The following is a 24,403-nucleotide window of genomic DNA, read 5'->3' as shown; positions in this document are numbered from 1 at the left end:
GGAAGGGCAGGTCAGCCGGCGGTCTCGACCGACATCACCCGCGCCACCCATTGGATGGTCTTGTTCGCCTCGCCGGTGCCGGTGACGGACAGCGCGCCATTGGTGGTGTCGGCCGCGAGGCTCAGCCGCCAGCCGGCGGCGGCGGCATCGGCGATGCCGGGGGCGAAGCCGGCGCCGGCGGTGATGGCCGTAAGGCCAGGGCCGGAGGTTTCGGTGATGCCGCCGATGAAGACCGTAGCCGCGGCATTGGCACCGCGCTTCACCAGCGCCCGGCATTCCCAGCTCGCGCTGTCGCCCGCCGTGCCGGCGGTGCCGCCGGTCTGCCGCGCGACGACCAGCAGCTTCAGACGGTAGCTGCCGTTGTTCGGCAACAGCACCTGATTGGCGGTGCCGGCGGCGTTGTTATCGGTGGTCAAGGCCGTGGTGTTGGCGTCCGTGGTCTGGCGCCGCAGCAGGAATTCGCCGGCCTGCGCGTCGCCATTGGCGGCGAACCGGCCCGAGCTCCAGGCGCCGCGCCCGGCGGTGGCGCGGGTGGTGGCCTGCTGGCCGCCGGGGCACCAGGCACCGGTGCCATCCGCCGTGTTGCTGTTGCCGCCTGCGACGGTAGTTCGCAGTCCCGTCGCGTTGTTGTTAGTGCCGCCGCCGATCGTGGATTCCTGGCTGGTGCAGAAATTCCCGCTGCCGCCGCCGACCACGGACCGCACGCCGCTGGCCTGGTTGCTCTCGCCGCCGCCGATGAAGGCGCTCTGCCCGCTGGCGACCTGCGCTGCCGTGCTGCGGACCATCTGCAGGTCCACCGCCGTCGCGCCCCGGGTATTGCCGCCGGCCGCCGTGCTGTCCGGCACCGCCGCCAGCAGCGCGCCCGTGCCCTTCGGCGCGAGCGACAGGCCGATATTGGCATCGCTTCCCTCGGCCAGCAGCGCCGCCGGCGCCCCGGTCGCGCTGCCATAGAGGCCGAGCCGGTTCACCGCCGAGGCCACCTGCGCGACGCGCACCATCTCCAGCCCGTTCACCGCGAGCGAGAGCTGGCCCGTCGCCTGCCGCGCCAGGCCGGTGCCGGCATTGCCGGCGAAGCCAAGGCCGGGCGCGGCGGCACTGCCATCGGCGAGGCTCGCCGTGCTGCCGGAGGCCAGGTAGTTCTGCGCCTTGACGAAGGCGGTGGTCGCCACCTGGGTGGAGTTGTCGGAACTCGCCGGCGTCGGCGCCCGAACCGCCCCGCCTCCCTTCGGCGCCAGGGTGATGCCGATCGCCGCATCAGTGCCGAGGCTCGAGACCGTCACCGGCGCGCCGGCCGCGCCGCCATCGACGCGAAGCCAATTCACCGCCGTCGCGGCATTGCCGGCCTCCAGCGCGGTCGCGCCATTGGCCTGCAAGGCCAGGCTGCCGCTGCCCTTGCTGCCCAGCCGCAGCGTGACATTGGCATCCGCGCCCTGGGCCTGCGCCAGCACCGCGCTGCCCGTGGCGCTGCCGGTGACCAGCAGGCGGTTCACCGTGCCGACCGGCGTCGCCACTTCCAGCGCATGCGCGCCTGGCGTCCCGCCCAGCGTCACGCCGCCCGTCGCGGTCGCCCGCAGCACCTCCGCCCCGCCCGCGGCGGCGGCGAGGCTGCCGCTGGCCGGCAGGAACAGGCCGGTATCGGTGCCGCCGACCATCAGCCCCGGTCGCGCGGCGCGCCCGGCCGGCGCCGCCATGGCCAGCGTCGCATTGGTCCCGGCATTCACCACCGTCCCGCCATTCTCCAGCAGCGGCGGGGAGCCGAGATAGACCGCATTCGGCGTCGCGGCGCCGCTATCGGCGATCTGGATCGCCGCGGCGCCGTTGTTGCGGGTGTTGAAGCGCAGGCAGCGCAGCGCAAAGATGTCGAGCCGGTTGCCGCTGCCATTCACCCGGATCGGGTTGTCCTCGACGGCGTCGACGCGCAGGTTGCCGATCTGGACCCGCGTGTTGGAGCCATCGACCTGCACCGCCGCCGAGCCCGCGAGCGGCGTGCCGCCGCTGTTGAAGACCTCGTTCTGCGAGGTGAGGTTGGCGACCTGCCCATCGACGCCGCTGGCCTCGAGCCAGAGGCCGTATTTGACGAAATCGGCATAGGCCTGGCCGATATAGAATTTCGTCGTCACTCCGGCTGAGGAGCTGCCGAAGCGGAACATGCTACGATAGGCGAAGGTGAAGGCCTGGTCGATGAAGATGCCGTCGCTGCGCTTCAGGATCAGCGCATCGGCATTGGCCTGCTGCCAGGCCATGACATTCGCGTTCGAGGACCAGAAGGTCCAGAAATGCAGGCTGTGGATGCGCGGCACGTCGTAGCACTCGTCGATCTCGACGCCCGCGGTGAAGATCTGGCCGCGCAGCCGGCGGATGTCGAGCCGGCCGGAGTTGCGGCAATAAATGCCCTTGTTGACGTTGCAGAGGAAGACATTGTCGAAATCGATGCCGCCGAAGCAATCCTCCACCCGGAAGACATAGTCGTAGGCATTGGGCGTCCAGCCAGGCGTCGAGGCCGCCGGATGGATCTGCTGCACCCCGATGTCGCGCAGCCCGGCGCCGCGGCTATTGGTCCCGGTGAAGGTGAAGGGGGTGAAGCCGGTGGTGCCGATGCGCAGCCAGCTACCCTGGCCCGGCCCCGGGCCTTCGGTGAAGCCGGTGCCCTGGAAGCGGATGGTGGCGCCGTTCACCACCACCGGCGAGGCGATGCGATAGACCCGCGGCCCGAGATGCAGCGTGCCGCCGCCCCGGGTCTTGAGGTCGTCGACGGCCGCCTGGAAGGCGGGGCCGTCATCGGTGCTGCCATCGCCGACCGCGCCATAGTCGCGCACATGCGCGCCGCGATCGGCGAGCACCGCGCCGCGGAGCTGCGCGAGTGTCGCGCGGCGGGTTTCGGTGACGGTGCCGCTGGCCTGCACCAGCGGGGCGATATCGGCATCGGCCAATGCGGTAGCGAGGGGAAGCTCGCTGATCCTTGCGTCGGGCATCTGGCTCCGGTCCGTTCGGGGGATGGGGAAGAGGGCGAGGGAAGGAGGGGCGGCTACTGCTTCAGCACGGCGCCCGACTCGCTCAGCAGGCGTCCGTCGCTTTCCAGCAGGACGAGCTTGAGGTCGGCGCCGACATTGAAGCTGCGCGAGAGGGCGGCGAGCGCCGGGTCGGCGGCATCCTCGACCCGGATGCGGTAGCCGGTGCCGATCGGCGGCGCGGCGAAGCTGGCCGCGGCGGCGCCGCCGACGACCGGCACCACCTGCACCGGCGGCACCACCGCGCCGCTCGCATCCCGGAGGCTGAACACCACCTGGCTGATCGGGCCGATGACGCTGGCCGAGACGGGGATGCTGGTGCCGGCGACGATGCCGGCGGCGAAGGGGGCGAGGATGATGGTGCGAACGACCGCCGCCGCCGCCTGGCCGAAGCGGAAGCCCTGCGCCACGGCCCGGACCGTATTCAGCGGCCCGACCGCGCCATCCAGCGTGACGCCGGTGCCGAGCGCCGGGCCGCTGCGGATCGGCAGCAGCGCCATCGCATCCGCCGTCTGCAGCACCATCAGGTCGCCGGCGCGGAGGCTGCCGGCCACGGCGGCGAAATATCCGGCGGCGGTCACCGCGGCGCGGCTGTCGCCGGTTCGGTATTGCCAGAGGGTGAAGTTGTTGCCCTGGATCAGGGCGGTGAGATTGGCCGAGCTGAAGGGCACGGGGGTCTCCGTCTCGTACGCGGCAACACCCCGGCGGGCGCGGGGCCTGCCGGGGTGGGGCGAGGGGATGGTGCGGGGGATCGCCGGGCGCAATGCTGCCGTCGGCTGAGCGGGGATAGCGGATCGTTATCCTGTCGTCAAGGAAAAACATCCTAGTTTGGCCGGCGCCGCTTTCGCCCTACTCTGCCCCCCGCCCTGAATGCGCGGGAGACCGGATGCGCCGCCTTGCCCTGATCGCCGCCCTGCTGCTCGCCGTGCTTCCCGCCCGGGCCCAGGGCGTGCTGAACGTCTACAACTGGACCGACTATATCGATCCCCATGTGGTGCAGCGCTTCCAGCAGGAGAGCGGCATCCGCATCCGCTACGATGTCTATGACAGCCTGGAGACGCTGGAGGGCAAGCTTTCGGCCGGGCGCAGCGGCTACGACATCGTCGTCCCGACCAGCGAGCCGAGCTTCGCCCGCCTGGTCCGCGCCGGCGCGCTGCTGCCGCTGGACCGGGCGAAGATTCCGAATTGGCGGAACCTCGACGCCGGGCTGATGGAACGCGTGGCGCGGTCCGATCCCGGCAATGCGCATGGGGCGATCTATCTCTGGGGCACGGTCGGGCTCGGTCTGCGCCTCGACAAGATCAGGGCCCTGGCGCCGGACCTCGCGCTCGACAGCCTCGATCTGCTGCTGAAGCCGGAGAATGCGAAGCGCCTGGCCGGCTGCGGCCTCGCGGTGATGGATAGTGTGACGGATGTGCTGCCCTCGGTGCTGCGCTGGCTGGGGCGGGACCCGGACAGCGCCGATGCCGGCGACCTGCGCGCCGCCGAATCGGCGCTGCTCGCCATCCGGCCGCAACTCCGCGCCATTCCCGGCTCCGGCGCGCTGCTCGACATGCTGGCGACCGGCGAGGTCTGCGTGGCGCTGACCTATAGCGGCGATGTCATCCAGGCCGCGGCGCGGGCGCGGGAGGCGGGGAGGGGTGTCGAGATCGGCTATGCCGCGCCGAAGGCGGGCCCGCATATGTCCTTCGACATGCTGGCGATCCCGGCCGATGCGCCGAATCCGGCGGCGGCGCATGCCTTCATCGATTTCCTGCTGCGGCCCGATGTGATCGCCGCCGTCAGCAGCCATGTCCGCTACCCGAATGCGGTGCCGGCCAGCCGGCCGCTGATCGCCGAGGCGGTGCGGACCGACCCCAATGTCTATCCACCCGAGTCCGTCCTGGCCGAGGCCTTCGTCCCCGGCACGCCAGGCCCGCAGGCCGAGCGGCTGCGCAGCCGGCTCTGGAGCCGCTTCCGGGCGGGCCGCTAGGCTTTGGCACTACTCACGGTCCAGGGTCTCGCCAAGCGCTTCGGCGTGGCCCGGGCGCTGGACGGGCTCGATCTCGAGGTTAGGCCGGGCGAGTTCCTGGCGCTGCTCGGCGGCTCCGGCTCGGGCAAATCGACCCTGCTGCGGCTGGTCGCCGGCTTCGAGCAGCCGGATGCCGGGCGCATCCTGCTGGAGGGCGCGGACCTCGCCGGCCTGCCGCCGCATCGCCGGCCGGTCAGCATGATGTTCCAGAGCTATGCGCTCTTCCCCCATCTCTCGGTCTTCGACAACGTCGCCTATGGCTTGCGGCGTGAGGGCGTAGCGCGGGCGGAGACCGCGCAGCGCGTCGCCGAAGCCCTGGCGATGGTCGGGCTGGAGGCGCTGGGCGGGCGGAAGCCGCAGCAGCTCTCGGGCGGCCAGCGCCAGCGCGTGGCCCTGGTCCGCGCCCTGGTGAAGCGGCCCCGGCTGCTGCTGCTGGACGAACCGCTGGCCGCGCTCGATGCCGGGCTGCGGGAGCGGACCGGGTTCGAGCTGCGCGCCCTGCAACGCCGCACCGGCGCCGGCTTCGTCATGGTGACGCATGACCAGGCGGAGGCGCTGGCGCTGGCCGACCGCATCGCCGTGCTGGAGGCCGGGCGGCTGGCCCAATGCGGCCCGCCGGCCGAGCTGTACGAGCGGCCGGCGACGCGCTTCGTCGCCCGCTTCCTCGGCGCCGCGAATGTGCTGGAGGGACGCGTCGCCGCTGATGGCGCGGTGGAGGCGGCTGGCTGCCGGCTGCTGCTGCCGCATGGCCGCGCCCCGGGCGAGATCCTGGCCGTGGCGCTGCGGCCGGAGCGCATCCGCCTGCTGCCCGGGGCCCCACCCGCGGCCAATGGCGCGGCCGGGGTACTGCGCGACCTCGCCTATCGCGGCGATGCCTGGATGGCGCTGGTCGCCCTGCCGGATGGGACGGAGCTGCGCGTCGCACTGCCGGCCGGGGCCGCGCCGCCGGAGCTTGGCAGCCCGGTCGCCCTCGGCTGGGCGGCCGAGGCGCTGGTGCCGCTGGCCGGGTGATGCGGCGCCTCTTCATCCTGCTGCCGCCGATGCTGTGGCTGCTGCTGCTGGTGGCGGCGCCGCTCGGCATCCTCGGCCTCATTGCCTTCGCCGAGGCGGGGCCGGGCGTGCCGCCCTTCATCCCGCCGCTCGGCTGGGCGGGTGGGCCGGTCTGGCAGGGCAGCTCGGAGAGTATCGGCACGCTGCTGGCCGATCCCTATTACCTGGAGGCCTTCCTCCGCTCCCTGCTGACGGCCTTCGTCACCGCCGCGCTCTGCCTGCTGCTGGCCTATCCGATGGCGCTCGGCATCGCCGGGGCCCGGCCGCCCTGGCGGATTCCCCTGCTGCTGCTGGTGCTGCTGCCCTTCTGGACCGGCTTCCTGCCACGGCTCGGCGCCTGGATCGGGCTGCTGCGGGATGGCGGGTGGGTGAACGGGATGCTGGGCGCGATGGGGATCGGGCCGCTGCGGCTGCTCTATTCCGACCTCGCCCTCTATCTCGGCATGGTCCATGCCTATCTGCCCTTCGCGGTGCTGCCGCTGGCCACCGCCCTGATGCGGCGCGACCTGGCGCTCGAGGAAGCGGCGGCCGATCTCGGCGCGGGCCCCTGGGTGGTGTTCCGCAGCGTCACCCTGCCGCTCTCGCTGCCGGCCGCGGCCTCGGCCTTCCTGCTGGTCTTCATCCCGGCGGCGGGGGAATTCGTCATCCCCGAATTGCTCGGCCCGCCGGAGGCGCAGCTGGTCGGCCGGGTGCTCTGGGGCGAGTTCTTCCAGAACCGCGACTGGCCGCTGGCCGCTGGCCTGGCTCTGGCCCTGCTGGTGCTGCTGCTGCCGCCGATCCTGCTGTTTCAACGTCTGGGGCGGCGCGGATGAAGCGGCTCGGCCTCGCCTTCGGCCTGCTCTTCCTCTGGGCGCCGATCCTCCTGATGGTGGTCTATGCCTTCAGCGCCGACCGCATTCCCTTCCAATGGGGCGGATTCTCGCTGCGCTGGTTCGCGGCGCTGGCGGCGAATGAGCGAATGCGGGAGGCGGCGCTGCTCTCGCTCCGCATCGCGGCCGGGGCGGCGACGCTGGCGACCTTGCTCGGCGGCCTGGCCGGCTGGGCGCTGGCCCGCTTCGGACCCTTCCGCGGCCGCGCCCTGCTCGGGGCTCTGGCCGGGGCGCCGCTGGTCCTGCCGGAGGTGGTGACGGGCCTCTCGCTGCTGCTGCTCTTCGTCCTCGGCCAGGGGGCGGCGGAGGCCGTGTTCGGCTGGGCGCCCGGCCGTGGTGCTGCGACCATCCTGCTGGCCCATGTGACGATCGGCCTCGCCTATGTCGCGGTGGTGGTGCAGGCCCGGCTGGCGGCGCTGGACCCGAGCCTGGAGGAGGCGGCGGCCGATCTCGGCGCCGGGCCCTTCACCACCTTCCGCACCGTCACCCTGCCGCTGATCGCGCCCAGCCTCGCCGCCGGCTGGCTGCTGGCCTTCACCCTCTCGCTCGATGATGTGGTGGTGGCGAGCTTCGTCTCCGGCCCGGCCGGGACCACCCTGCCGATGCTGGTCTTCTCCGCCCTCAAGATCGGGCTGACGCCCGAGGTCAACGCGCTGGCGGCACTGTTCCTGGCCCTGGCGGCACTGTTCGTTGGGGCTGCGGGACTGTTTTTGGCCCGGCGGGCGAATGGCGCGGGTTGAAGCGGCGGGGGACGGGGGATAGGTTCGCCGCCTTCGCCAGCACCAGGGCCACGACCCCATGAAGCTCACCGCCGACCGCCTCGACCGCATCTCCCCCTCGCTGACCATCGCGATGACCAGCAAGGCCCGGGCGCTGAAGGCGGCGGGAAAGGATATCGTCGGCCTGTCCTCGGGCGAGCCCGATTTCGACACCCCGCGCAACGTGAAGGACGCGGCCATCGCCGCCATCGAGCGGGGCGAGACGAAATACACCGATGTCGCCGGCACGCCCGCCCTGCGCCAGGCGGTCTGCGCGCGCTTCAAGGCCGATCATGGCCTCGACTTCAAGCCGGAGGAGATCCTGGTCGCCACCGGCGGCAAGCAGGTGATCTTCGACGCGCTGCTCGCCACCATCAACCCGGGCGACGAGGCCATCATCCCGGCCCCCTGCTGGGTGAGCTACCCCGACATCGTCGAGCTGGCCGAGGGCAAGCCCGTCATCGTCGCCTGCGACCAGAACAGCGGCTTCAAGCTGCGGCCGGAGCAGCTGGAGGCGGCGATCACGCCGAAGACCAAGTGGTTCCTGCTTAACAACCCCTGCAACCCGACCGGCGCCGCCTATTCGGCCGAGGAGCTGAAGGCGCTGACCGACGTGCTGATGCGCCACCCGGATGTCTGGGTCTTCACCGACGACATCTACGAGAAGCTGGCCTATGACGGCTTCCGCCCGGCCACCATCCTCGAGGTCGAGCCGCGGCTGCGCGACCGCACCGTGACGATGAACGGCTGCTCCAAGGCCTATGCGATGACCGGCTGGCGCATCGGCTATGCCGCGGCGCCCGTCCACCTCATCAAGCAGATGGACAAGCTGCAGAGCCAGTCCACCTCCAACACCAGCAGCGTCAGCCAGGCCGCGGCCGTCGAGGCGCTGACCGGGCCGCAGGACAGCATCGATGTCATGCGCGCCGCCTACAAGAAGCGCCGCGACATGATGGTCGAGGAGCTGAATGCGACCCCCGGCCTCTACTGCCACAAGCCGGAAGGCGCCTTCTATGTCTTCCCGAGCATGCAGGGCTGCATCGGCAAGACCACCAAAGGCGGCAAGACCATCACCAGCGACGAGGATTTCTGCGCCGCGCTGCTGGAGGAGGAGGGCGTCGCCTGCGTCCATGGCGCGGCCTTCATGTATCCCGGCCATTTCCGCATCAGCTACGCGACCAGCGATGCGGTGCTGAAGGAAGCCTGCACCCGCATCCGGCGCTTCTGCGAAGGGATGAAGTAACCCGCCATGCCAGCCCTCGCGCAGCGCCTCCGGGAGGTGAAGGTCTCCGCCTCCGCCGCCATGACCCAGCGCGCGCGGGAGCTGCGCAGCCAGGGCATCGCCGTCATCAGCCTCTCGAACGGGGAGCCCGACTTCGCCTCGCCGCCGCATGCGATCGAGGCGGCGCATCAGGCGGCCCTCAAGGGCGATACCAAATATCCGCCCCAGGGCGGCACGCCGGCGCTGAAGGCCGCGATCGCGCGCAAGTTCAAGCGCGACAACGGCCTCGACTACGCCGCCGACGAGATCATCGTCGGCAATGGCGGCAAGCAGGTGATCTTCAACGCCTTCATGGCGACGCTCGATCCGGGCGATGAGGTGGTGATCCCATCCCCCTTCTGGATCAGCTACGCGGATATGGCGAAGGTCGCCGGCGGCGTGCCGGTGACGGTGCCCTGCCCGCAGAATAACGGCTTCAAGCCGCGGCCCGAGGATCTGGAGGCCGCGATCACCCCGAAGACGAAGTGGGTGCTGCTGAACTTCCCCGGCAATCCCACGGGCGCGGTGCCGAGCCTGGCCGAGATGCGCGCCATCGCTGATGTGCTGCTGCGCCATCCGCATGTCTGGGTCATGACCGACGACATGTATGAGCACCTGCTCTACGACGGCTTCGAGTACCACACCATCGCCGCCGTCGAGCCGGGGCTGAAGGACCGGACGCTGACGGTCAATGGCTGTTCCAAGACCTATGCGATGACCGGCTGGCGCGTCGGCTTCGGCGGCGGGCCCGCCGCGCTCATCAAGGGCATGTTCAACATGCAGGGCCAGGCGACCGCGGGCGTCTCCACCATCAGCCAGGCGGCTGCGGTGGCGGCGCTCGATGGGCCGCAGGATTTCGTCAAGCGCAATGCGGAGGTCTATCGCCAGCGCCGTGACATGGTGGTGGAGATGCTGAATGCCTGCCCGGGCATCAGCTGCCACAAGCCGGAGGGCGCCTTCTACGTCTTCCCGAACCTCGCCGGCTGCCTCGGCAAGACCACCAAGGGCGGGCGGAAGATCGAGACGGACACCGATTTCGTCACCGCCCTGCTGGAGGAGAAGCGCGTCGCGGCCGTCCAGGGCACGGCCTATGGGATGAGCCCCTATATGCGCATCTCCTACGCCACCGACACCGCCAGCCTCACCGAGGCCTGCACCCGCATCCAGGAGTTCTGCCGGGAGCTGACATGACCGGCGCCCTGGTCCGGCCCGGCCGCGACGAGGATGCCGAGGGCTTCATCCGCCTGATCGGCGAATGCTGGGCGGAATTCCCGAACTGCATCCTCGATGTGGACCGGGAGGCGCCGGAGCTCCGCACCCTGGCCAGCTATTTCGCACAGGCCGGCGGCGCGCTCTGGGCGGCGGAGCGGGAGGGCAGGGTGGTCGGCATGGTCGGCACCCGCCCGCTGAACAACGACCAGGCCTATGAGATCTGCCGCATGTATGTCGCGGCGCCGGAGCGCGGAACCGGCCTCGCCCAGTCCCTGCTGGAGACCGCCGAGGCGCATGCCCGGGTCGCGGGCGCGCAGCGCCTCGTCCTCTGGACCGATACCCGCTTCGACGCGGCGCACCGCTTCTACGAGAAGCGCGGCTATGTCCGGCAGGGCGCCATCCGCATCCTCGACGACATCTCGAAATCCCTCGAATTCCGCTACGCCAAGCCGGCCGCCGGGCTGGTGGTGGAGGCGCTGGACGCCGCGGCCGCCGCCAGCGCGGAGCGGCGCCTGGCGGAGATCCTCATCGCCTGCGTTGAGCAGGGGGCCAGCGTCAGCTTCTTCAGGCCCCTGGCGCCCGATGTGGCGCGCGGCTTCTGGAAGCGGATCGCGGCCGATGTCGCCGCCAATCGCCGGGTGCTGCTCGCCGCCTGGCTCGATGGCGCGCTGGTCGGCACGGTGCAGCTCAACCTCGACACGCCGCAGAGCCAGCCGCACCGGGCCGATATCGCCAAGCTGCTGGTCGATCCCGCCGTCCGCCGCCGCGGCGTCGCCCGCGCCCTGATGCAGCGGGCCGAACAGACCGCGCAGCGCCTGCGCCGCCGGCTGCTGGTGCTCGACACGCTCGCGGGCGATGCGGCGGAGCCGCTCTATCGCAACATCGGCTGGCAGGAGGCGGGGCGCATCCCCCGCTATTCGCTGGACGAGACCGGGACGGCGCGTGACACGGTGATCTTCTGGAAGGAGGTCTGAGCCGGTGATCTCGCCCCGCTGGTGCCGCATGATGGCGGCCTACAATGCCGGGATGAACCGCCGCCTCTACGACGCCGCCGGGCAGCTCTCGGATGCGGCGCGGCGCGAGGAGCGGGGCGCCTGGTTCGGTTCCATGATCACCCAGGCCGGGGTGCGGCCCGCCGCCACCGACCTACCCTGGATCATCGACCTGCCGGCGCTCGGGATCGCCTGACCACCGGCCTCGCTAATCCATGGTGATGCCGGCATCGCGGATGGTGCGGCCGAGCTCCTCCACCTCGCGCCGCGCCACCGCATCCATCTCCGCCACCGTCAGCGGGCGCAGCAGTACCCCACCTTCCTCCGCCCGGCGCCGCACCTCGGGCTGGACGGCGGCCTCGCGGATCGCGGCATTCAGGCGCTGCACCACATCCTCCGGCGTGCCGGCGGGGGCGAAGAAGGCGAACCAGGCATCGACGGTGAAGCCGGGCAGGCCGGCCTCGGCCGTGGTCGGCACATCGGGCAGGGCCGGGATTCGCGCGGCGCTGGCGATGGCGAGTGCCTTCACCTTCCCCGCCTGGGCCAGCGCCACGGCGGAGGAGGGGGTGGTGATCAGCATCTCCACCCGGTCGCCGGCCACATCCTGCAGCGCCGGCGCCGCGCCGCGATAGGGGACATGCACCATCGGCACGCCGATCGCCTGGCTGAACAGGGCGCCGGCGATGTGCTGGATGGAGCCGATGCCGGAGGAGCCGTAATTCAGCCGCCCCGGCCGCGCCTTGGCATAGTCGATGAACTCGCGCAGCGTCGTCACCGGCAGGGCGGGGGCGACGAAGATGCCATGCGGCGCCACATCGGCCATGCCGACCGGGGCCAGGTCCCGGTTCGGGTCCCAGCCGGGATTCTTCATCATCGCCGGATTGCCGGCATGGTAGCCGGAATACTGCATCAGCAGCGTCAGGCCGTCCGGCGCGGAGCGGATCACCGACTGGATGGCGATATTGCCATTGGCGCCCGGCTTGTTGTCGATCACGACCGGCACGCCGAGGATCCGGGTCAGCGCATCCTGGTAGAGCCGGGCCGCGAAATCCGTGCCGCCACCCGGCGGGTTCGGCACCACCAGGGTGATCGGGCGGCCCTCGGCCCGGGCGAAGCCCGGTACGGCCAGGGCAAGGGCCGGCAAGGCACGGCGCGTCATTGGCAGCATGATTGGTTCCTCCCGCCCGAATCAGTGCGGCCCCGGCGGCCCGCCGGCAAGCCCCTCCGCTAGCTGAGGAACCGGCCGAGCCAGATCAGCACCTCCTCCGGTGCCTCCTCGGCCAGGTAGTGGCCGCTCTCGACCCCGCCGCCGGTGACTTCGCCCGCGGCATAGTCGCGCCAGATGGCCAGCGCGTCGTACCATTTCGGGATGGAGCCCTTGCTGCCCCAGAGCGCCAGCAGCGGGCACTGGATCTTCTGCCCGGCGGCGCGGCTGGCCCGGTCATGCTCGAGGTCGATCGCGGTCGCCGCCCGGTAATCCTCGCAGATCGAGCGCACCGTGCCCTCCTCCCGCAGCGCGGCCAGGTAGTCGGCCCGTGCCTCGGGATGGAAGAAGCCGCGATCCTTGGGCTCGCGCGAGGTGTGCAGGTCGAACCAGTCCTCCACGTCGCGGAGGATCATCCGCTCCGGCTTGTCATGCGGCTGGGCGAGGAAGAACCAGTGATAATAGCCGAGGGCGAACTCCATCGTCGTGCGCTCGAAATGCGCGAGCGTCGGGATGATGTCCATGGTGCAAAGCCGCTCCACCCGCTCCGGATGGTCGAGCGCCAGGCGATGCGCGACGCGGGCGCCGCGGTCATGGCTGACGACCGTGAACCGCTCATGGCCCAGCCCCGCCATCAGCGCGACGAGATCGGCGGCCATGGCGCGCTTCGCCATCCCGGCACTGTCCGGCATGGCGGGGGGCTTCGCCGAGAAGCCATAGCCGCGGATATCGGGCGCGATGACGGTGAAGCGCCGCGCCAGGGTCGGCGCGATCTTGTGCCACATCGCATGGGTCTGCGGATTGCCGTGCAGCAGCAGCAGGGGCGGCCCGCTGCCGCCGCGGCGGAGTCGGATGCGCTGGCCATTCGCCTCGCGGTATTCGGGCGTGAAACCCTCGAAGAACATCGGGCGGATCCTCCTGCCCGCACTCTGCGTCCATCAGGCGCCGGGCGCCAGGATCTCCGCCGGCGCCGCCGCGGTGGCGCGCGGCGCGAGCGCCTGCCAGTGGCTGCCGTCCCAGGCCCGGGCCATGACCTCCACCCTGCCGTCCGGGGCGATGTGGATCTCGTTGAAGGCGTTCGGTTCGCCGCGCAGCCGGCGGGAGGTGCTGGTGGCCGAGAGCACGACGGTCAGCGTCTCGCGTGCCGCGTCGTTCGGCACGACCGCCGCCGGCTCCGCCACATCCGCCACATGCAGGTGGCCCGAGAGGACCAGCCGCACGCCGAGCCGCGCGAAAGCCTCCAGCGCCATGGCCGCGCCGCCAACCGGCCGGGCCTCCGGCGCCGCGCGCGGCGGCAGGAAGGGGTGGTGCGCGACCACGATGCGGACGAGGCCGGGGGGCAGCGCCGCCAGCCGCGCCTCGCACCGCGCCAGCCGGCTGCCGACCCGGCCGCGCGACCAGTCGAGGTAGAATCCCGCCCGCCGCGCCGTGTTCAGCCCGACCACGCCGATCCGGCCGTCCTGGAAGGCGGGCTCGGTCTCCGGCCCGATATGGCGGCGCCAGCGGGCGAAGGGGTCGAGGAATCGCTCGGCCACCAGGTAGCCGCGCAGGTCGTGGTTGCCGGGCACCGCCAGCACCGGCGCCCGGAGCCCGTCGATGAAGGCGCGGGCGGCGAGGAATTCGGCGGTCCGGGCCCGCATGGTCAGGTCGCCGCTGATCGCGACGAGGTCCGGCGGGTCGCGGTTCAGCTCCTCGGCGAGGGCCGCCACCACCTCCGGGATCTCGGCGCCGAAATGCAGGTCGGAGATATGGGCGATGCGGTGCATCCGGCCGGTCCCCTCGCTCCTCGTCTCCTGCATCGCCGCTGCCTCATCTTGCCTGGCGGCAGAACAGCGGGGCGGGCGCCCGGTTCGCCCCGATTCCCCTTCGTCCACGAAACGTCAGCCGGCCGGTTGACCGCGGCGGCAGCCCGCGCGAGCCTCCGGGCCGGAAACCAGGAGGAAGCCATGTCCGAAGATAGCGCCCTGTTCGACAAGGGCCTGCCGATCCGGCGCGAGGTGCTCGGCGCCGAGTATGTCGATGCCTCCATGGCCAAGGCCGATGACTTCATGATGGCCTTCCAGCGCGCCACCACAGCCATCGCCTGGGGCTGGGCCTGGGGCGACCCGACGCTCGACCGCAAGACCCGCAGCCTCATCAACCTCGCCATGCTGACGGCGCTGAACCGCGCGCCGGAGATCAAGCTGCATGTGAAGGGCGCTTTGACCAACGGCGTCACGGTCGAGGAGATCAAGGCGACGCTGCTGCACGCCACCGCCTATTGCGGCATCCCGGCCGGGCTCGACGCCTTCAAGGCGGCGCATGAGGTGCTGGTCAAGGAAGGCGCGCTCAAGTGAGCTCCACCGGAACCATGGCGCCCGGTGACCGGAGCGCCGAAGTGCGCGAAGGTCTGAATCGGTCGCCGGATGCGGCACGCATCCAACGTATTGCCTTTATCGGCATCGGCAATATGGGCTGGCCGATGGCGGCCAACCTGCTGAAGGCCGGCTTCGAGGTCACGGGCTGCGACGCCGTGCCGGGCCGCGCCGATCAGTTTGCGAAGGAGATCGGCGGCACCGCCGCCGGCAGCCCGGCCGAGGCGGCGCGGGGCGTGGATTGCGTCGTCACCATCCTGCCGACCAGCAAGCAGGTGGCGGAGGTGGCGGCGGCGCTGGCCCCGGTGCTCGCCTCCGGCAGCCTGGTCATCGACATGACCAGCGGCCAGCCGGCGACGACGCGCGAGATCGCGGCGGAGCTCGGCGGGCGGGGCATCGGCATGATCGATGCGCCGGTCTCGGGCGGGGTGCCGCGGGCGAAGAATGGCAGCCTCGCCATCATGCTGGGCGGGGAGGATGCGCTGCTCGACCGCGCCGAGCCGGTGCTGAAGGCGATGGGCACCAGCCTGCATCGCTGCGGCGGTATCGGCGCCGGCCAGGCGATGAAGGCGCTGAACAACTTGGCCTCGGCGGGCAATTTCATGCTCGGGGTGGAGGTGATGCTGATCGGCCAGCGCTTCGGCCTCGATCCGGCGAAGATGGTGGATGTGCTGAACGCCTCCTCCGGCATGTCGGACAGCAGCCAGCGGAAGTTCAAGCAATTCGTCCTCAGCCGGCGCTTCGATGACGGGTTTGCGCTGGAGCTGATGGTGAAGGATCTCGGCATCGCGCTCGAGGTCGGGCGGCAGACCGCGACGCCGACGCCGATGGCCGCGCTGGCGAAGGAGCTCTGGGCGGCGGCGCTGGCCTCGGTCGGCCCCGGCAACAACCACACCGCGGCGGCGCAACTGCCGGAGCGGCTGTCGGGCGAGATTCTCGGGGGGAACAAATAGGATGATCTGGGAGGCATACGCGATCCGCTACGGCCGGCACGACCGCACGGCCCAGAGCAACTTCCTGCTGCCGGTCGCCGACCCGCATGAGGCGATGCCGCTCGACTACTTTGTCTGGCTGCTGCGTGCGCCGGATGGCCATGAAATCGTCGTCGATACCGGCTTCGACGCCGCCTGCGCCGAACGCCGCGGCCGCAAGCTGACCCGTTCCGTCGCGGAAAGCCTGCAGGCGATGGGCAGCGACCCGGCCCGGGTGCAGGACGTGGTCGTGACCCATCTGCATTACGACCATGCCGGCAGCGTCGACCTCTTCACCGGGGCGAAGATCCATATCCAGGACCGGGAGATGGCCTTCGCCACGGGGCGGCACATGTGCACCGCCTGCATCCGCCACCCCTTCGAGGCGGATCACGTGGTCTCCATGGTCCGCGCCCTGTTTGCCGACAAGGTTGTCTTCCATGACGGCGAGGGTGAGGTGGCGCCGGGCGTCACTGTCCACCGTGTCGGCGGGCATTCGGACGGGCTGCAGGTGGTGCGCGTGCAGACCGCGCGCGGGCCGGTCGTCATCGCCTCGGACGCGATGCATTTCTATGCCAATGACCGGCAGGGGAATCCCTTCCCGATCATCTTCGACCTCGGCGCCATGACCCAGGGCTGGCGCATCGCCCGGCGCCTGGCCGAGGGCGATGAGAGCCGCGTCATCCCCGGCCACGACCCCGAGGTCCGCACCCGCTTCCAGGCGGTCGAGGGCCAGGGCGGCGACGTGGTCGCCCTGCACCTGCCGCCTATCGCGTAAGCACCACCGCGGTCAGGAACAGCCCGACCAGGGACAGCCCCATGCCGAGCCCCGGCCAATAGGGCCGGGCGCCGGACTGGACCAGCAGCGCATTGGCCGCCAGCGAGGCAACCAGCCCCGCCACCGGCTGCGTCCAATGCATGGTCCAGAACCCCCAGCCCAGCAGCACCAGCCAGAAGGCGAAGGCGGAACGGCCGAAGATGTGGAAGGCATTGCTGGCCGCCGCGGCGCGTGGCCGCAGCCCCGGCGTGCTGCACCGCGCCTCGATGACGCCGGCGAGGGACAGGCAGGTCAGGGCGATGAAATAGACGCTCATTCCGCACCCCATAGCCTGCCGGGCCTTGGCCGGGGAGGGGTCGCGCCTCCGGCCAAGCTGGCCTAGGCTCGATCCCACAAAATTCGAACGGCGAGAGCGAGACCCAATGCCCGATACCGCCATGCCCGATCCCACCCGGCTCAAATTCGGCGTCGGCCAGTCCGTGCCCCGGAACGAGGATCCGATCCTGTTGCAGGGCCGCGGCCGCTATACCGACGACATCGATCTTCCCGGCCAGCTCTATGCCGTCATGGTCCGCAGCCCCTACGCCCATGGCATCATCCGCGGCATCGATACGGCGGCGGCGAAGGAGGTGCCGGGCGTGCTCGGCGTCTATACCGGCGCCGACCTGGCCGAGAGCGGCTTCGGCCCGATGCGCTGCACCCTGCCGCTGAAGAACCGCGACGGCAGCCCGCTGCACAATATCGAGCGCCCGCCGCTGGCCATGGACAAGGTCCGCTTCGTCGGCGACCCGGTCGCCTTCGTCGTCGCCGAGAGCCGCATGGCGGCGCGCGACGGGGCCGAGGCCGTGTACCTCGATATCGACATCCTGCCCGCCGTCACCGAGGCCTCGGCCGCCGCCGCGGCCGATGCGCCGCTTCTCTACGACCATGTGCCGGGCAACCAGGTCCTCGATTTCCATTACGGCGACAGCGAGAAGGTCGCCGAGGCCTTCGCCGCCGCGGCGCATGTCACGAAGCTTTCGATCCGCAACAACCGCGTCGTCGTCTGCGCGATGGAGCCGCGCAGCGCGATCGGCGAGTATGAGGCGGAGACCGGCCGCTACACCCTGCATGTCGGCAGCCAGGGCGTTTTCGGCCTGCGCGCCCAGATGGCGAATGACGTGCTGAAGGTGCCGGTGGACAAGGTCCGCATCCTTACCGGCAATGTCGGCGGCAGCTTCGGCATGAAGGCGAGCTGCTATCCGGAATATCCCTGCCTGCTGCATGCGGCGAAGGTGCTGGGCTGGCCGGTGAAATGGACCGATGACCGGACCGGCTCCTTCCTCTCCGACCAGCATGGCCGCGACCATGAGGTGGAGGCGGAGCTGGCGCTGGATGCCGAGGGCCGGGCGCTCGCCGTGCGCCTGACCGCCTTCGCCAATATGGGCGGCTATCTGGCGACCGTCGCACCGCTGATGGGCACCGGCAATTTCGTCAAGAACATCCAGTCCAACTACGCGACGCCGCTGATCGAGGTGAATACCCGCTGCCTCGTCACCAACACCACGCCCGTCTCCGCCTATCGCGGCGCCGGCCGGCCCGAGGGCAACTACTTCTTCGAGCGGCTGCTGGAACAGGCGGCGAAGGAGACGGGGCGCAGCGCCATCGAGCTGCGCCGCATCAACCACATCAAGCCGGACGCCTTCCCCTTCAAGGCCTCCACCGGCTCGGTCTATGACAGCGGCGACTTCACCGCGGTGCTCGATGAGGCGCTGGCGGCCGGCGACTGGGACGGATTCGAGGCGCGCCGCGCCGAGAGCAAGGCACGCGGGAAGCTGCGCGGGCGGGGGATCGGCAATTTCCTCGAATGCACCGCGCCACCGATGAAGGAACAGGGCGAGATCCGCTTCAACGAGGACGGCACGGTGACGATCATCACCGGCACCCTCGATTACGGCCAGGGCCATTGGACGCCCTTCGCCCAGGTGCTGCATGCCAGCCTCGGCGTGCCTTTCGAGAGCATCCGCCTGGTCCAGGGCGATTCCGACCTGCTGATCGCCGGCGGCGGCACCGGCGGCTCCAAGTCCCTGATGGCCTCGGGCGCCGCGATCATGGAGGCGGCGCAGAAGGTGATCGAGAAAGGCAGGGTGGCCGCCGCCCATATGCTGGAAGCCGCGGTCGCCGACATCGAGTTTGAGCGCGACGCGCAGGGTCTCGGCCGCTTCGCCATCGCCGGCACCGACCGCTCGATCGGCATCATGGAACTGGCGGGGCGCATCCGCACCGCCAACAACCCGCCGCCCGATATGCCGGAAAGCCTCGATGTCCGGCACGTCTTCGAGGAGGCGCCGATGGCCTATCCCAATGGCTGCCATGTCTGCGAGGTGGAGATCGAGCCGGAAACCGGCGTCACCGAAGTGGTGCGCTATGTCTCAGTCAACGATTTCGGCGTGATCGTGAATCCGCTGCTGGTCGAGGGCCAGGCGCATGGCGGCATCGTCCAGGGCATCGGCCAGGCGCTCTATGAGAATGTCGCCTATTCCGAGGAGGGGCAGCTCCTCTCCGGCAGCTACCAGGACTACTGCCTGCCGCGGGCCGGCGATCTGCCGAATTTCGGATTCGCCAGCCACCCCGCCCCCTGCAAGACCAACCCGATCGGTGCCAAGGGCTGCGGCGAGGCCGGCTGCGCCGGCAGCCTGCCGGCGGTGATGAATGCGGTGGTCGATGCGCTCTCGAAATACGGCATCACCCATATGGACATGCCGGCGACGCCGGAGCGCGTGTGGCGTGCGATCCACGAGCGGATTGCATGATCGGTTAATGAATGCCATGGACGCCGGCAGAATGGGGGGCCGCCTATCCCGCTGATCGCCCGGGGCGCTATAAGCGTGCCCGGCTGGGCGATGGCGGGTGGCCGCAGCTGAAGGAAGACAGGCTATGACCAGGCTCAACGGGCGGCGCATCCTCGTGGTGGAGGATGAGGCGCTGGTCGCGATGCTGGTGGAGGATGCCCTGCTGGATGCGGGGGCCAGCGTGCTCGGCCCCGTCGCCACGGTGGCGGAAGCCCTGGCCCTGTTGGAGAGGGAGCGGCCGGATGTGGCCGTGCTCGACCTGAACCTGGCCGGCGAGACGTCCACCCCGGTGGCGAACCAGCTGGTGAAGCTCGGCGTGCCCTTCGTCGTCGCCACCGGCTACGGCGCGGACGGGCTGCCGCCGGGCCATGCCGAGGTGCCGGTCCTCGCCAAGCCCTATGACCCGGACGATCTGACCAGCGCCCTCGGCAGGCTCTGCAAGTAGCGGCGGCCCCCTCTAGCGGGCCTTAGGCCTCGACCGGCTGCGGTGCCGCTGCGGCCAGCCGGCGCAGGCGGGCGGCGAGTTCCGCTGGCTGGATCGGCTTGCGCAGCACCGGCGTGCCCGGCGGCACCGCCATCGGCGTCGCTTCCGAATTGCCGGTCAGGATCACCACCGGCAGCTCCGGCCGCTGCCGCGCCAACTGGGCGGCCAGCGCGGCGCCGGTCATGCCCGGCATGGCCTGGTCGGTCAGCACCAGATCTAGATCCGGCTCCATGGAAAGCCGGGCGAGGGCGTCGGCGGCATCCAGCGCCTCGGTCACCGCCAACCCTTCCTCGCGCAGCGCCGCGGCCATCACCCCGCGCACCGGCGCCTCATCCTCAACCAGCAGCAGGCGCAGCCGCCCGGCCTCGCGCGGCAGGGGCTCCGGCGCCGGCTCGGGCTGCGGGCCGGCCTCGGGCAGCCAGAGCGTCACGGTGGTGCCGCGGCCCGGGCTGCTCTCGATCGCCAGCGCGCCGCCCGATTGCGCCGCGAAACCATGCGCCATGGCGAGGCCGAGGCCGGTGCCCTTGCCGACCTCCTTGGTGGTGAAGAAGGGCTCGGTCGCCCGCGCCAGAGTCGCCGCATCCATCCCGCTGCCGGTATCGGTGACCGTCAGCCGGAGATAGCGGCCGGGTGGCGGGCCCTGCGGCCGGGGCGCCACCACCGTCTCCGCCGTGGCGGCCAGCCGCAGCACGCCGCCCGCCGGCATGGCGTCCCGCGCATTGAGGGCGAGGTTGAACAGCACGAGGTCGAGCTGCATCCGATCCGCCTGCATGGGCGGCAGGCCCGCCGGCAGCGCGATCTCCAGCCGGATATCGGGGCCGAGCGGCCCGTGCAGCAACGAGGCCAGACCTTCCAGCACCGCCGCCGCCGGCACCGGGCCGGATTGCAGCTGGTCACGCCGGGCGAAGGCCAGCATGCGGCGTGTGATGCCGGCGCCGCGATCCGCCGCCTCCAGCGCCGCCCTCGTGTAGCGCCGCACCCGATCGGCATCGTCGGGGCGGTTCTCCAGCAGCCGCAGCGCGCCGTTGATCACCTGGAGGATGTTGTTGAAGTCATGCGCGACGCCGCCGGCGATGCGGCCCAGCGCCTCCAGCTTCTGCGCCTCGCGCAGCCGCGCCTCGGCTTGGTTGCGGGCGGTGATGTCCACCACCACGGCGAAGCTGCGGAGGAAGGCGCCATCCGCATCCCGCTCCACCCGGCCGCGCAGCAGCACGTCCACGATGGCGCCGTCACGGCGGAGCATCCGGTATTCCACCTCATGCACCGCCTCGCCACTGGTCCGGAGCGCGGCCTCCCAACGGGCGCCGCTGGCCGGGGTCATGAATTGCGGGATGCGGCGGCCCAGCACCTCCTCGGCCCGGTAGCCGAGGAAGGCCAGCCATTCGGCGCTGACGCGGATGACGCGCCCTTCGGCATCGCAGGAATGGAAGGCAGCCGGCGTGCGGTCATAGATCAGGCGGAGCTCCGCCTCCTGCGCCGCCAGCGCGGCGGTGCGTTCGGCGACGCGCTGCTCCAGCTCCTCCTTGGATTGCAGCAGCGCCCGCTCGGCCCGCTTCCGCTCTGAGAGGTCGAGGATGAAGGTGATGGTCTCCTCGGCCGGGTCGCCGATGATGGCGTAACCGATCAGCACCGGTACCCGGCTGCCATCCGGCCGCCAGTATTCCTTCTCATAGGGGGCGCAGAGGCCGGTCGCCTGCGCCTCGCGGATGGCACGGGCATCCTCCGGCAGCCATTCCGGCGGGGTCAGCGTGTCCCAGCGCAGCTGCCCCGCCTCCAGCTCTGCCCGGCTGCGGCCGATGATGCGCAGCACGGCATCATTGGCGTCCTGGATACGGCCATGGATATCGCCGCGCAGCACGCCGATCGGATTGGCCTCGATCATCGCCCGCAGCGCCGCCTCCCGCGCCGCCAGCGCCGCCTCGTGCTGGCGCGCCTCGGTCACGTCGCGGTCGATGCCAAGCAGGCGCACCGGCCGCCCCACCCCATCCCGCTCGACGCGGCCGGAGGCGGCGATCCAGCGTTCCGCCCCGTCGCTGGCGCGGCGGAGCCGGAACTGGACCTGAAAGGTGGCGGCATCGCACGCCGGGCCCGGCTGCCGCACGCGCTCCAGCAGCGGACGGTCCTCGGGATGCACCATGGCGAGCCAGGCCGCCTGATCGGGCGGCCCCGCCACCGGATCGATGCCGCAGAGTGCGTATTGCTGGGCGGACCAAATCTGCTGTCCGGTCCGGAGATCGACATCCCAGGTGCCGATCCCGGCCGCCTCCTGCGCCAGCAGCAGGCGCGCCTCGCTGGCCCGCAGCGCCTTGGCCACCGGCCCGGCACCACGCCAGGCCGCGACGCCCCAGCCCAGGGCCAGGGCGCCGCCGCCGAAGAGGGCAAGCGACACGACCTGCCCGGCCGGGCCCGCTGGGCCGAGGCCGGCCATGGCAGCCGACAGGGCGGTCCCGGCGAGGCCGGCCGCGATGGCCATGCGAGGGATCAGGAGAGGCATCACCGATGCAATAAGCGTGAATTCTAGACCGCTGGTTACTGATCGGCAATCGCACCCCTACCAGCGATAGGCGGCAGGTGAACCGCCAGCCACAACGTCTCCCGCGCCGGATCGGTCCAGGCGACTCGGTGCCGGCAGCCGGCCGGGATCACCACCCAGTCCCCGGGCGCCAGCGCCCGCTCCTCGCCGCCCGCGAAGCCGAGCCGCGCGGCGCCCTGGAGCAGCAGCACGAACTCATCGCCCGGCTGGTCGTACCAGGCACCCGGTGGATCGGCCTGGGCGAGGGAGGCGATGCGCTCCACCCGCGCCCCGCCGGCTGCCAGCAGGGTGGCGAAGCTCTCGCCGCCGCCCGCCGGCGCTGGCGGGCCATCGGCGATCCGGCCGAAGCGCGGCAGGGGGCTCAGATCGCACCCTCGGCGAAGGCCGGCGCGACCGGGGCGGTGCAGATCCCCGCCTCTTCCAGCGCCGCCGCGGCGCGGAACAGCAGCGCCTCGGTCCAGGGCCGGCCGATGAGCTGGACGCCGATCGGCAGCACGCCATCGGCCCGCTGCACCGGCACCGTCAGCACCGGCAGGCCGATGCCGCTGATGGGCTGGGTGAAGAGGCCCATGGAGGGTCGCAGCGGCAGCTCGACGCCATCCAGCACCAGCGTCTCCTGCCCGATCGGCGTCGCCGCCACCGGCGTCGCCGGCGCCAGCAGGATGTCCCAATCCGCCATCACCGCCCGCATCGCCGCCGCGGCCCGCGCCCGCACCCGCTGCGCCTGCTGGACCCAGGCGGCGGGAATCATGGCGCCGGCGAGCAGCCGATCCTGGATCAGCGGCTCGTAGTCCTCCAGCCGGGTGCGGAGCGTCGGCAGGTGCAGCGACCCGCCCTCCGCGGCGGTGATGGTGAAGGCGGCGGCGCGGCTCGCCTCCGCCATCTCCCATTCCACCACCCGCGTCGCACCGAGCCCGGCCGCCACCGCCTCCACCGCGCCCCGCGCCGCCGCGGATTGCAGCCGCCCGAACCAGCCGCCGAGCCGCGCCACGCGCAGCCCGGCCAGCCCGGCGTCGAGCCCCGGCGTCACCGCCTCGGGCGGCTGCGGCGCCTGGTGGCTGTCCTCCGGGTCGAGGCCCTGGAGCGCGTCATAGGCGGCGGCGAGATCGGCGACGCTGCGGGCGAAGGGCCCGACATGGTCGAGCGAATGGACGAAGGGGAAGGCGCCGTGGCGCGACAGCCTTCCATAGGTCGGCTTCACCCCGAAGATGCCGTTCAGCGAGGCCGGCACCCGGATCGAGCCATTGGTATCCGTCCCGAGGCTCAGCGGCACCAGCCCCGCCGCGACGGCCGCCCCCGAACCGCCGGAGGAGCCGCCGGCGATGCGCCCGGTGTCATGCGGGTTCCGGCAGGGCCCGTCATGGCTGTTCTCGGTGGTGAAGCCATAGGCGAACTCATCCATGTTGAGCGCGCCGAGGCAGATCGCGCCCGCCGCCTCCAGCTGGCGCACCAGGAAGGCGTCGCGCCCGGCGGGCGGCGCATCGCGGCGGATGCGGCTGCCGGCCAGGGTCGGGATGCCGGCGAGGTCGAAGAGGTTCTTCGCCGCGAAGGGCAGGCCGGCCAGCGGCCCCACCAGCTCTCCGGCGGCGATCCGCCGATCCATCGCCTCGGCGGCGGCCAGGGCGCGGTCGGGCAGCAGGGCGGTGAAGGCATTCACCTCTGGCCCACGCGCGGCGCAGCGGGCGAGCGCCGCTTCCATCACCGCGCGGGCGGTGGTCTCACCGGCGCGGATGCGGGCGGCGAGCGACAGGGCAGGGGGGCTCATGGCCGGAACACCGGGGCGGGCTCATCCGCCTCGGTCAGCGGCACCGCCAGCGCCGGTGCCGCGATCTTCGCCACCAGGGCGAAGGCGGCGGCGACCCGCGCCTGCCGGGCCGCATCCAGCCGCAGCCCGAGCGCCGGGGCGGTGGCGGCCACATGGGCGGCGGGGTCGAAGCGTTCCGGGTCCAGCATCGCGGCCTCCTGCATCGGGATCGCACTGTTCCATGCAGGCCGCGTGCCGGCCAAGCGCCGACCGGGCGGGATGGTCGCGCCCCCGCCACGGTAGAGCCTTCTCCGAACAGGGAATTCGCCGATATCCCACAACT

At 71.5% G+C, this 24,403-nt stretch carries 23 protein-coding genes; 13 read left to right on the top strand and 10 right to left on the bottom strand.

Annotated features, from left to right (window positions below):
- Window positions 1–11: 11 nt before the first annotated feature.
- Together JMJ55_RS25100 and JMJ55_RS25095 are read right to left on the bottom strand one after the other, a co-directional pair.
- Entirely contained in the window at window positions 12–2,972 is a 2,961-nt protein-coding gene (locus JMJ55_RS25100) for a glycosyl hydrolase family 28-related protein (RefSeq protein WP_202828356.1), read from the bottom strand.
- A 53-nt stretch (window positions 2,973–3,025) separates the two neighbouring features.
- Entirely contained in the window at window positions 3,026–3,679 is a 654-nt protein-coding gene (locus tag JMJ55_RS25095; RefSeq protein ID WP_202828355.1) for a hypothetical protein, read from the bottom strand.
- Window positions 3,680–3,894: 215 nt separating this feature from the next.
- Here JMJ55_RS25095 and JMJ55_RS25090 point away from each other — a divergent pair, with 215 nt between their 5' ends.
- From JMJ55_RS25090 to JMJ55_RS25055, 8 genes are read left to right on the top strand one after another with little or no spacing between them, the layout of a single operon-like run.
- On the top strand, window positions 3,895–4,980 hold the full coding sequence (locus JMJ55_RS25090) for an extracellular solute-binding protein (RefSeq protein ID WP_202828354.1): 1,086 nt from the start codon (window positions 3,895–3,897) through the stop codon (window positions 4,978–4,980).
- 3 nt (window positions 4,981–4,983) lie between these two features.
- Entirely contained in the window at window positions 4,984–6,030 is a 1,047-nt protein-coding gene (locus tag JMJ55_RS25085) for an ABC transporter ATP-binding protein (protein WP_202828353.1), read from the top strand.
- Entirely contained in the window at window positions 6,030–6,881 is an 852-nt protein-coding gene (locus JMJ55_RS25080) for an ABC transporter permease (protein ID WP_202828352.1), read from the top strand. The genes JMJ55_RS25085 and JMJ55_RS25080 overlap by 1 nt, the downstream gene beginning before the upstream one ends.
- Entirely contained in the window at window positions 6,878–7,678 is an 801-nt protein-coding gene (locus JMJ55_RS25075) for an ABC transporter permease (RefSeq protein ID WP_202828351.1), read from the top strand. The genes JMJ55_RS25080 and JMJ55_RS25075 overlap by 4 nt, the downstream gene beginning before the upstream one ends.
- A 58-nt stretch (window positions 7,679–7,736) precedes the next feature.
- A complete protein-coding gene (locus JMJ55_RS25070; RefSeq protein ID WP_202828350.1) occupies window positions 7,737–8,939 on the top strand; it encodes a pyridoxal phosphate-dependent aminotransferase in 1,203 nt (400 codons plus the stop codon).
- A gap of 6 nt (window positions 8,940–8,945) precedes the next feature.
- Window positions 8,946–10,148, top strand: a complete 1,203-nt coding sequence (locus JMJ55_RS25065) for a pyridoxal phosphate-dependent aminotransferase (protein ID WP_202828349.1) — start codon at window positions 8,946–8,948, stop codon at window positions 10,146–10,148.
- A complete protein-coding gene (locus tag JMJ55_RS25060; RefSeq protein ID WP_202828348.1) occupies window positions 10,145–11,143 on the top strand; it encodes a GNAT family N-acetyltransferase in 999 nt (332 codons plus the stop codon). Before JMJ55_RS25065 ends, JMJ55_RS25060 begins: the two co-directional genes overlap by 4 nt.
- Window positions 11,144–11,147: 4 nt before the next feature.
- Complete coding sequence (locus JMJ55_RS25055; RefSeq protein WP_202828347.1) at window positions 11,148–11,357, top strand: hypothetical protein; 210 nt, start codon at window positions 11,148–11,150, stop codon at window positions 11,355–11,357.
- 12 nt (window positions 11,358–11,369) lie between these two features.
- Here the strand turns inward: JMJ55_RS25055 and JMJ55_RS25050 are convergent, their stop codons facing one another.
- Genes JMJ55_RS25050 through JMJ55_RS25040 form a run of 3 tightly spaced genes read right to left on the bottom strand, consistent with a single transcriptional unit; the run spans window position 11,370 to window position 14,164 of the window.
- A complete protein-coding gene (locus JMJ55_RS25050; protein WP_202828346.1) occupies window positions 11,370–12,329 on the bottom strand; it encodes a Bug family tripartite tricarboxylate transporter substrate binding protein in 960 nt (319 codons plus the stop codon).
- 59 nt (window positions 12,330–12,388) lie between these two features.
- Complete coding sequence (locus tag JMJ55_RS25045; protein WP_202828345.1) at window positions 12,389–13,270, bottom strand: alpha/beta fold hydrolase; 882 nt, start codon at window positions 13,268–13,270, stop codon at window positions 12,389–12,391.
- Between the two features lie 33 nt (window positions 13,271–13,303).
- Window positions 13,304–14,164 (bottom strand): metallophosphoesterase family protein, encoded by an 861-nt coding sequence (locus tag JMJ55_RS25040; protein ID WP_236034023.1) that lies wholly within the window; start codon window positions 14,162–14,164, stop codon window positions 13,304–13,306.
- 147 nt (window positions 14,165–14,311) lie between these two features.
- Here JMJ55_RS25040 and JMJ55_RS25035 point away from each other — a divergent pair, with 147 nt between their 5' ends.
- The 3 genes from JMJ55_RS25035 to JMJ55_RS25025 are packed head-to-tail and all read left to right on the top strand — an operon-like array spanning window position 14,312 to window position 16,468.
- Window positions 14,312–14,701 (top strand): carboxymuconolactone decarboxylase family protein, encoded by a 390-nt coding sequence (locus JMJ55_RS25035; RefSeq protein WP_202828344.1) that lies wholly within the window; start codon window positions 14,312–14,314, stop codon window positions 14,699–14,701.
- Window positions 14,702–14,742: 41 nt separating this feature from the next.
- The gene (locus JMJ55_RS25030) at window positions 14,743–15,672 is read left to right on the top strand and encodes an NAD(P)-dependent oxidoreductase (protein WP_328702775.1); all 930 of its coding nucleotides are present in this window, start codon (window positions 14,743–14,745) and stop codon (window positions 15,670–15,672) included.
- Window position 15,673: 1 nt separating this feature from the next.
- Entirely contained in the window at window positions 15,674–16,468 is a 795-nt protein-coding gene (locus JMJ55_RS25025) for an N-acyl homoserine lactonase family protein (protein WP_202828343.1), read from the top strand.
- Here the strand turns inward: JMJ55_RS25025 and JMJ55_RS25020 are convergent.
- Entirely contained in the window at window positions 16,458–16,784 is a 327-nt protein-coding gene (locus JMJ55_RS25020; protein WP_202828342.1) for a hypothetical protein, read from the bottom strand. The genes JMJ55_RS25025 and JMJ55_RS25020 overlap by 11 nt on opposite strands.
- A 106-nt stretch (window positions 16,785–16,890) precedes the next feature.
- Here JMJ55_RS25020 and JMJ55_RS25015 point away from each other — a divergent pair, with 106 nt between their 5' ends.
- Window positions 16,891–19,260, top strand: coding sequence for a xanthine dehydrogenase family protein molybdopterin-binding subunit (locus JMJ55_RS25015; RefSeq protein WP_202828341.1), 2,370 nt, complete (start codon window positions 16,891–16,893; stop codon window positions 19,258–19,260).
- Window positions 19,261–19,384: 124 nt separating this feature from the next.
- Window positions 19,385–19,744 (top strand): response regulator, encoded by a 360-nt coding sequence (locus tag JMJ55_RS25010; protein ID WP_202828340.1) that lies wholly within the window; start codon window positions 19,385–19,387, stop codon window positions 19,742–19,744.
- 22 nt (window positions 19,745–19,766) lie between these two features.
- On the opposite strand, the gene JMJ55_RS25005 is transcribed toward JMJ55_RS25010, so the two are convergent.
- The 4 genes from JMJ55_RS25005 to JMJ55_RS24990 all read right to left on the bottom strand — a co-directional run bounded on the left by JMJ55_RS25005 (window position 19,767) and on the right by JMJ55_RS24990 (window position 24,269).
- Window positions 19,767–22,256, bottom strand: a complete 2,490-nt coding sequence (locus JMJ55_RS25005; RefSeq protein WP_202828339.1) for a hybrid sensor histidine kinase/response regulator — start codon at window positions 22,254–22,256, stop codon at window positions 19,767–19,769.
- Window positions 22,257–22,312: 56 nt separating this feature from the next.
- Window positions 22,313–22,579, bottom strand: coding sequence for a cupin domain-containing protein (locus tag JMJ55_RS31195; protein ID WP_328702774.1), 267 nt, complete (start codon window positions 22,577–22,579; stop codon window positions 22,313–22,315).
- Window positions 22,580–22,677: 98 nt separating this feature from the next.
- Window positions 22,678–24,081, bottom strand: a complete 1,404-nt coding sequence (locus tag JMJ55_RS24995; RefSeq protein ID WP_202828338.1) for an AtzE family amidohydrolase — start codon at window positions 24,079–24,081, stop codon at window positions 22,678–22,680.
- Window positions 24,078–24,269 (bottom strand): AtzG-like protein, encoded by a 192-nt coding sequence (locus JMJ55_RS24990; RefSeq protein WP_202828337.1) that lies wholly within the window; start codon window positions 24,267–24,269, stop codon window positions 24,078–24,080. The genes JMJ55_RS24995 and JMJ55_RS24990 overlap by 4 nt, the downstream gene beginning before the upstream one ends.
- Window positions 24,270–24,403: the final 134 nt, after the last annotated feature.

The organism is Belnapia mucosa (genome assembly GCF_016775475.1).
Classification (GTDB): Bacteria; Pseudomonadota; Alphaproteobacteria; order Acetobacterales; family Acetobacteraceae; genus Belnapia; species Belnapia mucosa.
The sequence above is the reverse complement of the archived record's forward strand: the minus strand, read 5'-3'. Positions and strand labels throughout refer to the sequence as shown.